14 protein-coding genes and 1 tRNA gene are annotated in these 11,185 nt (G+C 63.8%); 9 read left to right on the top strand and 6 right to left on the bottom strand.

The window, feature by feature from the left end:
- Window positions 1–4 precede the first annotated feature (4 nt).
- Window positions 5–448, bottom strand: coding sequence for a GNAT family N-acetyltransferase (locus tag VPH47_RS16785; RefSeq protein WP_110711241.1), 444 nt, complete (start codon window positions 446–448; stop codon window positions 5–7).
- Window positions 449–611: 163 nt separating this feature from the next.
- Between VPH47_RS16785 and VPH47_RS16780 the strand changes: the two genes are divergently transcribed.
- On the top strand, window positions 612–986 hold the full coding sequence (locus tag VPH47_RS16780; RefSeq protein ID WP_368851321.1) for a DUF3592 domain-containing protein: 375 nt from the start codon (window positions 612–614) through the stop codon (window positions 984–986).
- A gap of 59 nt (window positions 987–1,045) precedes the next feature.
- On the opposite strand, the gene VPH47_RS16775 is transcribed toward VPH47_RS16780, so the two are convergent.
- Together VPH47_RS16775 and VPH47_RS16770 are read right to left on the bottom strand one after the other, a co-directional pair.
- Window positions 1,046–2,152: a DUF3667 domain-containing protein gene (locus VPH47_RS16775; RefSeq protein WP_368851320.1), complete on the bottom strand. Its 1,107-nt coding sequence runs from the start codon at window positions 2,150–2,152 to the stop codon at window positions 1,046–1,048.
- Between the two features lie 652 nt (window positions 2,153–2,804).
- Window positions 2,805–2,897 (bottom strand) — tRNA-Ser (locus tag VPH47_RS16770).
- 162 nt (window positions 2,898–3,059) lie between these two features.
- Here VPH47_RS16770 and dnaX point away from each other — a divergent pair.
- From dnaX to VPH47_RS16745, 5 genes are all read left to right on the top strand, one after another.
- Window positions 3,060–5,090, top strand: a complete 2,031-nt coding sequence (gene dnaX / locus VPH47_RS16765) for a DNA polymerase III subunit gamma/tau (RefSeq protein ID WP_368851319.1) — start codon at window positions 3,060–3,062, stop codon at window positions 5,088–5,090.
- A gap of 6 nt (window positions 5,091–5,096) precedes the next feature.
- The gene (locus tag VPH47_RS16760) at window positions 5,097–5,417 is read left to right on the top strand and encodes a YbaB/EbfC family nucleoid-associated protein (RefSeq protein ID WP_004154630.1); all 321 of its coding nucleotides are present in this window, start codon (window positions 5,097–5,099) and stop codon (window positions 5,415–5,417) included.
- Between the two features lie 134 nt (window positions 5,418–5,551).
- Entirely contained in the window at window positions 5,552–6,151 is a 600-nt protein-coding gene (recR, locus tag VPH47_RS16755) for a recombination mediator RecR (RefSeq protein ID WP_110711279.1), read from the top strand.
- A gap of 67 nt (window positions 6,152–6,218) precedes the next feature.
- Window positions 6,219–6,578: a histidine triad nucleotide-binding protein gene (locus VPH47_RS16750; RefSeq protein ID WP_014036181.1), complete on the top strand. Its 360-nt coding sequence runs from the start codon at window positions 6,219–6,221 to the stop codon at window positions 6,576–6,578.
- 136 nt (window positions 6,579–6,714) lie between these two features.
- Window positions 6,715–7,230 carry a hypothetical protein gene (locus VPH47_RS16745; protein WP_368851318.1) on the top strand — a complete coding sequence of 172 codons (516 nt, stop codon included), beginning with the start codon at window positions 6,715–6,717 and terminating at the stop codon, window positions 7,228–7,230.
- On the opposite strand, the gene VPH47_RS16740 is transcribed toward VPH47_RS16745, so the two are convergent.
- Window positions 7,185–8,300 carry an IS1595 family transposase gene (locus tag VPH47_RS16740; protein WP_368851317.1) on the bottom strand — a complete coding sequence of 372 codons (1,116 nt, stop codon included), beginning with the start codon at window positions 8,298–8,300 and terminating at the stop codon, window positions 7,185–7,187. The two genes, VPH47_RS16745 and VPH47_RS16740, sit on opposite strands and share 46 nt — an antisense overlap.
- Window positions 8,301–8,526: 226 nt before the next feature.
- Complete coding sequence (locus VPH47_RS16735) at window positions 8,527–8,811, bottom strand: hypothetical protein (protein WP_368851316.1); 285 nt, start codon at window positions 8,809–8,811, stop codon at window positions 8,527–8,529.
- A 104-nt stretch (window positions 8,812–8,915) separates the two neighbouring features.
- Between VPH47_RS16735 and VPH47_RS16730 the strand changes: the two genes are divergently transcribed.
- Window positions 8,916–9,713 (top strand): hypothetical protein, encoded by a 798-nt coding sequence (locus VPH47_RS16730; protein WP_368851315.1) that lies wholly within the window; start codon window positions 8,916–8,918, stop codon window positions 9,711–9,713.
- Window positions 9,714–9,741: 28 nt separating this feature from the next.
- Here VPH47_RS16730 and VPH47_RS16725 read toward each other — a convergent pair whose 3' ends face one another.
- Window positions 9,742–9,918, bottom strand: coding sequence for a hypothetical protein (locus VPH47_RS16725; RefSeq protein WP_368851314.1), 177 nt, complete (start codon window positions 9,916–9,918; stop codon window positions 9,742–9,744).
- Window positions 9,919–10,116: 198 nt separating this feature from the next.
- On the opposite strand from VPH47_RS16725, the gene VPH47_RS16720 reads away from it, so the two are divergent.
- Both VPH47_RS16720 and VPH47_RS16715 read left to right on the top strand, forming a co-directional pair.
- Window positions 10,117–10,398: an XRE family transcriptional regulator gene (locus VPH47_RS16720; RefSeq protein WP_368851312.1), complete on the top strand. Its 282-nt coding sequence runs from the start codon at window positions 10,117–10,119 to the stop codon at window positions 10,396–10,398.
- Between the two features lie 19 nt (window positions 10,399–10,417).
- Complete coding sequence (locus tag VPH47_RS16715) at window positions 10,418–11,164, top strand: DUF5131 family protein (protein ID WP_368851311.1); 747 nt, start codon at window positions 10,418–10,420, stop codon at window positions 11,162–11,164.
- Window positions 11,165–11,185 lie beyond the last annotated feature (21 nt).

Below are 11,185 nucleotides of genomic sequence, written 5' to 3'. Positions count from 1 at the left end.
GAGGCTACAGCACCCGTTCCATGTCCACGGCGTCGATTCCGGCGCCATGGCCATCGGTCACCACGCGCGTCACCTGGAAGCCCAGGCCGGCATAGAAGCCCTGGGTGTGCTGGCTGGTACTGAGCGTGACGCGATCGATCGATGGATCGCCTTCAGCCTGGCGCAGGCGCGCCAGCGCCAGTTCGCGTCCCAGACCGTGCCGGTGCAGCGCGCGCTGCACCATGCCCCAACAGAAGCCGGCGCTGCCGTCGCCACGGCGCGACAGGCCGCCGCAGGCCACGACGCGGTGATCGCGCTCGATCACCTGGAAGGCGCAGTCCATGGCCTGCTCGCGCAGGAAGCGTTCGAAGTCGTTGCGTTCTTCAGGCGCGAAGTAGGTGGGCACGTTGCTGTCGAAGATCGACAGGCAGGCGGGTGCGTCGGCGGGCTGGTAAACGCGAAGGCTCATGCGATCACCATAGCGTGCTGCGGGACCTGGTTGCATCTGGGCTATGCTGTCGGGCGACGGGAGTGACCGTGCGGGAGGAACCCGCCGCCCCCGTTTGTCTTGCCTTACGCAAAGGAGTTGGCCAGTGGTACCGGAAATTCCCCTGTCCCGGACCGGTGAGATCGTGCGCGGTCTGCTGTTCGGCATGGTCGGTGTACTGATGCTCGTCGTTGTCGCCTTCGAGTTGAACCATCGTCTTGAATTCCTGCAGGTCGCGCAGAGTGCCGATGGCCATGTCGAGCGCTTGAACGCGGGTGGCTCACATCCGGAGGTGGCGTTCACCACCGACAAGGGCGAACAGGTCTCCTATCCGCAAGGGGGCATGATCTTCGGATACAAGCCCGGGCAGGCGGTGCGCGTGTTGTATCGACCTGCGCAACCGGCTCTGGAGCCGGTGATCGATACCTTCGGCGCGCTGTGGGGGATGACGCTCATGGTGGCGGTGATCGGGCTGACGTTTGTCTGTATATGCGTGCGGGCACTGATCAAGCGCGGGTGATCGGTACCCGGCTGAGTGCTGCCACCCGACGGGGCGGTCATTGGCGGCAGGCCTCGCACTCAGGCTGAAATGCCCGCCAGCACCGCATACATCACCACGAAGCTCACCAGGAACAGGTAGACGCCGCCGATAGCGAGGTAGCGCAGCACCGTCAGTGCCTTGTTGCCGCCGTACACGCGTTGCTGCATCCACAGCAGGTAGACCGGAACCGCCAACCACAGCAGTGCATACAGCCATTGGCTGGCGGCGGCGAAGGCGGGAGATGCGAGCGCGCTGTTGATGCCCGCGACGAGAAAGGTTGCCAGCAGCACCATCATCAGCCAGCAATGGCTGTACAGCGCCACCACCAGATGTTCCAGATAGCCCATTGGCCGCGGGACGTAGGCGATGCGCAGCACCAGCGCGAACACCGGCATCAGGAAGAACAGGGCGCCCGGCAGTGCAGTCAGGATTGCCTGCATGTACAGGTCGGTCTTGCCGCCCATGCGCTGGATGTTGGCGTTGCCGTTCTGCAGGCGCTTGTTGAGCCAGTTGTTGGCGAACTGTGGCCAGCCGTTGAGGACGATGGGATTGCTGTTCGCGTCCCACGGCTTGCCGTTGACGGTGTGGCTGAAGAAGGTGCCGGGCTCGGTTGCGGTGGCGTCCTTGCGGGTGCCGGTGAGCTCGGCCCTGCGCTGTGCTGCCGCCGCGTTCACCGCAGCCCTGGCCATCGCGAAGCCGGCGTTGCCGGTGGCGGGTGAGCTGGCCTGCTGTTGGTCGATCATCATCAGCTGTTGCGTGCGTGCGGCTTCGACCTGTTCAACCGTCGTGGCCTTGGCGTACAGCGAATCGCCGCCGCCCATGCGGATGTCGTCGACGTGCACGAACAGCTTGCCGATGAAGAACGTAAACAGGGTGAGGATGACGAACAGCCGCAAGGGCTGCACGTATCCGACCCGGCGGCCCTTGAGGTAGTTCTGCGTGATGCGGCCGGGCACCCAGAGATCGCGCAGCGTGCGGAAGATGCGCCCATCCAGATGCCAGAACGATTCGAACACTTCCTCGATGGCGTGGCCCACGTGCTTGAGCGGGTTGTGCGCCGATTGCCCGCAGCGATGGCAGTAGTGGCCCTGCAGGGCGGTGTTGCAGTTCTCGCAGTCGGCGTGAGCGCTGTCGGTCGAGCTCATGGGCAATGGGCCAGGCGTCGGTTGAAGGCGCCTACCATAGCGAATTTTCAGGTTTCGTTCAGTTTTGTTTTGGGGTGCCTGGAGCGTGCGGAAGCCGATCAAAAGCATCCCCGCATGGCGTGGGTCTACTGATCGGTCTGCGACAGTGCAGAAGAGGTGGATTGTCGGCCGTGCATCCATGCACGTCGCGCATCTGGAGGAACAAGCCCCTCTGTTGAGGGGCTGCCCCGACAGGGGCGGGGAGAGGCCGGCAAAGGGAGGGGCCCAAAGGTTGCGCAGCAACGTTTGGGGCGAAGCGCGCGTAGCGCACTTCGCGTCCCGCGCCAGATAACTGAAAAAGGCCGCCCCCAAGGGCAGCCTTTTTCAGCTATCTGGCGGGGAGGGGGATTGTCGGGTGCATCCATGCACCCGATCCCGATGCGCGTTGCACCCCGGGATCCGCCTGCGGCGGTCTGCCCGCGCATGTCGCGCATCTGGAGGAACAAGCCCCTCTGTTGAGGGGCTGCCCCGACAGGGGCGGGGAGAGGCCGGCAAAGGGAGGGGCCCAAAGGTTGCGCAGCAACGTTTGGGGCGAAGCGCGCGCAGCGCACTTCGCGTCCCGCGCCAGATAACTGAAAAAGGCCGCCCCCAAGGGCAGCCTTTTTCAGTTATCTGGCGGAGAGAGGGGGATTCGAACCCCCGAAGCGCGGTTTAGACGCTTACACACTTTCCAGGCGTGCTCCTTCAACCACTCGGACACCTCTCCGGATCCCTGCCATCGGCAAACGCCTCAGCAGGGGCGCAGATTCTAGCGGGCTGCGCGGCACTTCACAAGCACCCCGGTCAGGAACCTGCGAAGGACGTGCCGGAGGCGAGGGGGCTGGACAGGCATGGCACAATGGAACATCCGATGGAAAACGGTGGCCTGATGTCCTATCTCGTCCTTGCCCGCAAGTGGCGTCCGAAGCGTTTTGCCGAGCTGGTGGGCCAGGAACACGTGGTCCGTGCGCTCAGCAACGCGCTGGACAGCGGCCGGGTCCACCATGCGTTCCTGTTCACCGGCACCCGCGGCGTGGGCAAGACCACCATCGCGCGCATCTTCGCCAAGTCGCTCAACTGCGAGCAGGGCACCAGCGCAGACCCATGCGGTCAGTGCGCGGCCTGCCTGGACATCGACGCCGGCCGCTACATCGACCTGCTGGAAATCGACGCCGCGTCCAACACCGGCGTGGATGACGTGCGCGAGGTGATCGAGAACGCGCAGTACATGCCCTCGCGCGGCAAGTACAAGGTCTACCTGATCGACGAAGTGCACATGCTGTCCAAGGCGGCGTTCAACGCGCTGCTGAAGACGCTGGAAGAACCGCCGGAACATGTGAAGTTCCTGCTGGCCACCACCGATCCGCAGAAGCTGCCGGTCACCGTGCTCAGCCGTTGCCTGCAGTTCAACCTCAAGCGACTGGACGAGGATCAGATCCAGGGCCAGATGACCCGCATCCTGGCGGCCGAAGAGATCGAAGCCGATGGCAGCGCGATCGTGCAGCTGGCCAAGGCCGCCGACGGCAGCCTGCGTGACGGCCTGTCGCTGCTGGACCAGGCGATCGCCTATGCCGGCGGCGCGCTGCGTGAGGACGTTGTGCGCACCATGCTGGGCACCGTCGACCGCACCCAGGTGTCGGCCATGCTCGATGCGCTGGCCGAGGGCGATGGTCCGCGCCTGTTGCAGGTGGTGGCTGCGCTGGCCGAATTCTCGCCGGACTGGAGCGGCGTACTGGAAGCGCTGGCCGAAGGCCTGCATCGCATCCAGGTGCAGCAGCTGGTACCGGGTGCCGCAGCGGCTGCCGAAGGCCTGGACGCGACGGCGTTCGCCGAGCGCCTGCGTCCGGAAGTGGTGCAGCTCTGGTATCAGATGGCCTTGAACGGCCGCCGCGATCTGCCGCTGGCGCCGAGCCCGCGCGCCGGCTTTGAAATGGCCGTGCTGCGCATGCTGGCATTCCGTCCGGCCGCAGCGGTACCGCCGGTACCGAAGTCGGTGGAAGGTGCTGCGGGTGGCAACGTTGCCGGTGGTGGCAGCGGAATCGGTACCCAGGAGGCGCCGCCGGCTGCCGCCGCAGCGTCGGCCAGCCCCGCCGTGGCGCAGGTGGCCGCTCCGGCGCAGGCCGCGCCGCGCGAACCTGAACCCGAACCTGAGCCGGCTCCGCAACCCGAACCGGACCCGACGCCGGAGCCCGAGCCGGTTCCGGTGGAAGAGCCGGTGTCACCGCCGCCGGTAAAAGCCGAAGCGCCGCCGCCGACCGCCAGCGCAGAGACCAACGACGACCTGCCGCCGTGGGCCACCGACGAAGCCGCGGCCCTCGACGAGGCGCTGGCGGCGGAGATGTCCGGCCCGGACGCCGCCATGGCTGCGCCCTGGCACGAGCCGCCGGCCCTGCCGGTAGCAGCGCCGGCCGAAGCGGCGCCTGCCGAGCTGGAGCGCCCGTTCCGTGCCGATGGCATCGCCATCGCGCCGGTCGAACCCGCGCCAGTGCAGGAGGCCGCGCCGCTGGAAGGTGTCAGCGATCTGGCCAGCGCCGAGGACTGGCTCGATCTGGTCGCCAACAGCGGCCTGAGCGGCCCGTCGCGGCAGTTGGCCGCCAACGCTGCTTTCATCAGCTGCCAGCACGGGACCTTGAAACTGGGCCTTTCGCCCGGATTTGAATACCTGCGTTCGGAGCGCGCGCTGGCCGCCCTGGGCGAGATGCTGGAGAAGGCGCTCGGCCAGGCGCCGAAGATCGTGGTCGAGACCGTGGAAATCGAGCACGTTCCGGCTGAGACCCTGCACCAGCGTGCCGACCGCCAGCGTGGCGAGCGGCAACAGGTGGCAGAGGCTGTTTTCATGGACGATCCGGAAGTGCAGGTGCTGATCCAACAGCACGGTGCCCGGGTTGTTTCCGATTCCATCCGTTCTTTTGACGAGTAAGACACTATGCGCGGCAACATCGCCCAACTGATGCAGCAGGCCCAGAAGATGCAGGAAAACCTGCAGAAGGCCCAGGAAGAAATCGCCAAGATCGAAGTGACCGGCAGCGCCGGTGGCGGCATGGTCAGCGTGACCCTGACCGGCGCCAAGGAATGCCGCAAGGTGCGCATCGACCCCTCGCTGGCCAGCGACCCGGAAATGCTGGAAGACCTGATCGCCGCCGCCTTCAACGATGCGTCGAACAAGATCGATGCCGAGTCGAAGTCGAAGATGGGTTCGGCCACCGCCGGCATGCAGCTGCCGCCGGGCATGAAGCTGCCGTTCTGATTTCTGGCGGGGCGCCTGTCGCAGCAGGCGCCCCGTAGCGTCGAGCTTGCTCGACGGCTCCCCCCCCCAGTCGAGCATGGCTCGACTCTACACGTAGCCGTCGAGCCTGCTCGGCGCCATCAAAGCATGCCGCCGTGTCCGCACCCCTGCTTGAACAATTGATCGACGCACTGCGGGTGCTGCCTGGCGTAGGCCAGAAGACCGCGCAGCGCATGGCCTACCACCTGCTCGAGCGTGAGCGCGAAGGTGGCCAGCGCCTGGCCGAAACCCTGGCGCTGGCGGTGGAGCGCATCGGTCACTGCGCGCAGTGCCGTGACTTCAGTGAAACCGAGCTGTGCCCGACCTGCGCCAACAGCAGCCGCGAACGCAGCCAGCTGTGCGTGGTTGAATCGCCGGCCGACCGCCTGGCGATCGAGAACGCGACGGGCTTCCGCGGTGTCTACTTCGTGCTGCAGGGGCGTCTGTCGCCGCTCGATGGCATCGGCCCGCGCGAACTGGGCCTGGAACAGCTGGAACAGCGCCTGGCCGAAGGTGAGGTGCAGGAGTTGATCATCGCCACCAGCGCCACCGTCGAAGGTGAAGCCACCGCGCACTACCTGGCGCAGCTGGCACGCGCACGCAGGGTGCAGCCCAGCCGCCTGGCGCAGGGCCTGCCGCTGGGCGGTGAACTGGAATATGTCGATCGCGGCACGCTGTCGCACGCGTTCGGGACGCGCAGCGAATTCCGCGATTGAGCGAAGGCCAGGCATGGCCTGGCGCGGGCGGCCTACAATGCGGACGACATTCCCGCCGAGGCCGACCATGAGCAACGAAACCCTCTTCAGCAAGATCATCCGTCGCGAGATCCCGGCCACCATCGTCTACGAGGATGACGAGGTGCTGGGCTTCAAGGACATCGCACCGCAGGCGCCGGTGCACGTGCTGTTCATTCCGAAGAACGAGATCATCCCGACCCTGGATGACCTGCAGCCATCGCAGGCGCACCTGATCGGCAAGCTGGCGCTGGCTGCCGCCGAGTACGCGCGCCGCGAGGGCTTCGCTCAGGACGGCTACCGCATCGTGATGAACTGCCGCGAGCATGCCGGCCAGACTGTGTTCCATATCCACATGCATCTGCTGGCCGGTGCGCCGCTGGGGCATTTCGGTACCCCGGGGCGTTGAGCGCCCGGCATCCACGCGCGGCGTGAATCCACTGGATGAAAAAAGGCCGCCCGAGGGCGGCCTTTTCCGTCATGCCTCGCCATGATGGCGCACTTGCCCAAGGAAATCAGCTAGTTGCCGGTGCTACGGTGGGGTCATGGAAACCAGAACCCCATCGTCACTGAAATGGCTTGTCGACAAGCGCGCCCGCCTCGCCGGGCACATTGCCCAGATCAAAAGAAAGGCCGACGCTGCTCGTCAGCGTGCGGCCGACCTAGAGAGCAGCGCTGGGGCAACCCTCAGGGATATTGAGGCCCTGGACCGCATTCTGGGTCTGCACGACATTTGTGTGCCGCCCGAAGTCATCAGGCCGGTAAGAATGACGAGCGATGGGCCGCTGCTTCAGCGTGGTCATATCAGCCGCAACGTCTTAGCCTGTCTAAGGGATGCGGCAGGAGACTGGCGATCTACGACGGAAATCCTGTTGTTCGTAGGCTCGCAGGGTAAGGCGGTTCACGACGATGTGCGTTATGCGGAGCTGAGGCTGCGGGTTCGCAAGTGCCTGCAGGCCCACTGTTCCGCCGGACGGGTAGTCCGGCGGAACAGCCCGAGCACTAACGTCGAGGCCTACTGGGCACTTGCGCCCATGCCGGATGACGGTGGGATGCCCTGATTCATGAGGATTTCGGTCCCGCGCCGCTTTCCTTGGTAGTACCCGCGCCACCATCGGGAATGCCCTACGGTGAGCGCCTTCTCCAAGAGTAGTTCGACCTGGGTTCTGATCGAGAACCTGCGAACATCCTCGCGCCACGCCATTTCGTTGGCGTAGTCGGCTAGGTAGGCTGGGCGTACTCCGTGGGAAACGCCGTACTCCCATCGCCTCAGCCGGCTGAAGAACGACTCGGCCTGGTTCTCGTTAACTCCATCGGCCGTTACGTACTCTTCGCTGTGCCTGACGGCGTAGTGGGTATGGGTCGCCGAAACAGTTGCATATGCCTGGCTTTCGTCGGTCATGATGATTGCGTCGGGGCTCACGTACCGGGCGATCAGCGTCGCTGCGTCCTTATCGTTCTCGGACCGGGCCACGGCAGCAATACTGCGCACCGCGCCCTCTCCTGGGCGCCCCTGCTGCCTGAAGATCATTACCACCCGCTTGTTCTTCCGCTTCTCCCAGTTTGAACGCGTCATGCCGCTGGCATGCCATGGACGCTTTGCAGGCCGTCCAGCGATCCGATCAACGATTGCCTGAGCGTTGCGGCGGCGTCGCCGATTGGGCTTCCGAGGCTTTCCGCCGAAGTAGCCCCCGTCGATTTCCACGACGCCGGTGAGTGGCGTGAAGTCCTGGGTCCGGAAGATCGCCTCCCGCAGCTTTCCGAGGGTGACGTGGGCGGCCTTGTTCGAATAGTCGCCCATACGGGTCAGGCCCAGCCCGGCAAGTCCCTTAACGCCCGTAACGTAATAGAAGGTCGCCAGCAGAATGCTGCGCAGGGACTTCTTTCTGCTGGAGAAGGCCGTGGCCGAGGTTACCGAAAAGTCCCGGCCGCAGTGCCGGCAACGCCATTGCTGGCGGGCGGGCCGTCGGTAATGCTGCGCCCACGCTCCACAGGCCGGGCAAGCCTGGTGGGTGTCGCTGCCCCAGCGCAGGCGAGCGAACATCGCAAGAATCTCGTCATCGGACATGGCGTAGATCGAGTGGATGGAGAAATCGCGGTAGGCCGCGCTCCGAAGGTAATGCTGAGTCATAGGATTGGTCCGGATGTGCCGGGCCGGGGCGAGCGATGCACTCCGCGGCCACGGCATTGCTAAGGTCCGGGCAAGCCCCTCCCGTTCACGCCCTGCGGGCATGTTGACAATGGGTTTGGGAGGGGGGCACTATGGCTACGCAGCTCTCAAACTGCTTGCCACAAGAAGCCTAGTTCCCCTGCCAGGGTCCTAGGCTTTGTGCTTTCTGCCCTACTGGTTTTGGGCATTACGGATTGACGGGTACGCCGATAGAGGCCTCCTGAGGAGTCGAGGTGGTGGTGGAGTCGAAGTCTTCGAGGTAGGCGGCGACCGCCCTAGCGGTGGCATATAGCCCCCGGCGCCCTGGCAACTGCCGCATGGGGATGTTCAGCACTCCCCTGATGCGAGCCTTTCGAACAGCCTGCGTAGTGCGATAGCGCAGAACCTGCGCGATATCAGACGTACTGAGGAGCGCGCCAAACTGCGCCGTGAGCTGGAGTTCGCGGAGGGTGGTTTCGTTGGACGTTTCCATGAGCATGTCAGATCACTCTGTACCGGGTGGGTTCGAGTATCGGCTCAATGGCTGCGATGGGGCTGGGTAAAGTTTGGAGGCGAAAAGCGGCCTAAACTTTACCCATGCGTATGACCCACTACGACCAGATACGTGCATTGACTGGACAGGTGCCGAGCCGAAAGCCCACATGGAAGTCGATTCGCGGGCAGCTCTGGCTCGACCACGCGATCTGGCTCAGCGGGCTGCCTGAGAAGGAATTCAGTGACGTCTACATCCGCCGTGGCCGGTCGGACTCAAAGCTGGTTGAGAAGTGGCGCAAGGGTATGGCCACCCCGAGCGCAACATCCGCACGGGCGCTTGAGGGAAAGTTGCCTGGAACGCGCTGGGTATTCGAACTTCCGCTCTTCCCGCTTCTTGCCGATCAGCCGCTCTCGCCTGCAGCGTTGGCGCGCCTGACACAAGGAGTGATCGGCGTTGGTGAGGTCGGTCTGCGCGAGTTCCGACTTCCCGACGGGAGCTATGACTGGCTATCCAGAAACCTAGTGTGGCGCGCCGATCTATGGGGCCTCTCGGCCATCGTCATCATGATGCGATTTGCTGAGGCCGAAGCTGATGACCATGAGCACATGGAGACGAGCATGGACGCCTTCAGGGCCCTGCCTGCACTGCTGAGAGCGCCTTGGGCCGCGCCTGCCACCAGGACGCTCGCCGAGGCCCTGGATACGATCAGACGCCGTGTTCCGTTCTCCGCCCAGGCCTTCAAGGTAGATTGGGAGGCAATTGAAGAGCTTGCCGCAGCACCGGATTTCCATCCTGACCCCCAGTGCCGGTCTCGGGACCCGAAGGGCTACCCGGAGACCTACCGCGATGCGGTGATCCAAATGCGGCAAGTACCGGCCCGCAAGCAGGAAAGATGGTGAGCGAAGTACAGGCGCAATACCACGTCGCTTAGCTCTCCACTCCAGGCAGGACTTCCAGCTCTCCGTCGGGAAGCCGCCGAACAAGGCGGCCGAGGTCGTCATATCCCACCGCTCCGGGCTCCATGCCCAACCTCTCCATCACCTGGATCTCGCTCAGGCTGGGGAACTCGATCGAATTGACCTGTTCGGTCTTCTGAGCCTTCATCGGTAGCGCCTGCTAAAGGGGGCAAGCCGATCCTACGCCTTGGGAAAGACCTTAGGCGTCTCGCCATCGTCTGGACTCGGCATATGAGACGGGGTGTAAGCAGACTGGCTCAACGATCCATTCGCTTGTACATTAAAGTATGTCTTTAAGTGACATAGATTAATGGCATCGAGCCATTAATCTATGTACACTCGATCTATGGACTATTTGGACTTTCGAAAGCTACTTGCGCGCACTGGGCTGACGCTCACCGCGTTCGCGGAGCTTCTGAAAATGAACCGAAGATCCCTCACCAATTACGCGGCCAATGGAACCGTTCCGGATCATTTGGCCCTGATCGCAGCCTTGATCGGCAACATGGCCGACAACGGACTGGATTTCCGGCAAGTGTTGGAAAACGTGGACGTCAAGAAGAAGAAGCCACGAGGAAACAAGCGATTGGCTGTGGCCGAACGCACCAATCTCACGGACAGTAGATAGCAGCCCGCTAGGAGGGCATATGTCCCAGACCAGTAAAATTGAGTGGACCGAAGCGACCTGGAACCCCACGGTCGGATGCACGAAGATTTCGCAGGGCTGCAAGCATTGCTATGCCGAATCGATGGCCAAGCGCCTGCAGGCGATGGGCACGCCAGGCTATGAAAATGGCTTCAAATTGACAGTGCTGCGCAACCGGTTGGAAGAGCCCTTGCGCCGAAAGAAGCCCACCGTCTATTTCGTGAACTCCATGTCCGATCTCTTCCACAAGCAGATCCCGGACACTTACATCGAAGAGGTCCTCGATGTCATAAGCCGTTGTCCGCAGCACACCTTCCAGGTGCTCACCAAGCGCGGCGATCGTCTCGCTTCGTTCTTCAAGCACCGTACTCCGCCGAAGAACTCTTGGATTGGCGTTTCGGTGGAGGATCGTCGGCACGGCGTTCCGCGTATCGACGCACTGCGCCAGGTCGATGCTTCCGTCCGCTTTCTGTCTGTCGAGCCATTGCTGCAGGACCTGGGCGAAATCGACCTGACCGGTATCCACTGGGTCATTGTTGGCGGCGAATCCGGCCCCAAGGCCCGCCCGATGAAGCTGGAATGGGTAGCCGATATCAAGCGCCAGTGCGAGGAAGCGGGGGTGGAATTCTTCTTCAAACAGTGGGGAGGCTGGGGTGCCGACGGCAAACGCCGCTCCAAGAAGGCGAACGGGCGGCTGCTGGAAGGCAGGACCTGGGATGGCATGCCTGAACTATCGGCAATGGCATAAACTCAGGAGACAACCAATACC

It is taken from the genome of Stenotrophomonas sp. WED208, assembly GCF_040984485.1.
Lineage (GTDB): Bacteria > Pseudomonadota > Gammaproteobacteria > Xanthomonadales > Xanthomonadaceae > Stenotrophomonas > Stenotrophomonas riyadhensis.
The sequence above is the reverse complement of the archived record's forward strand: the minus strand, read 5'-3'. Positions and strand labels throughout refer to the sequence as shown.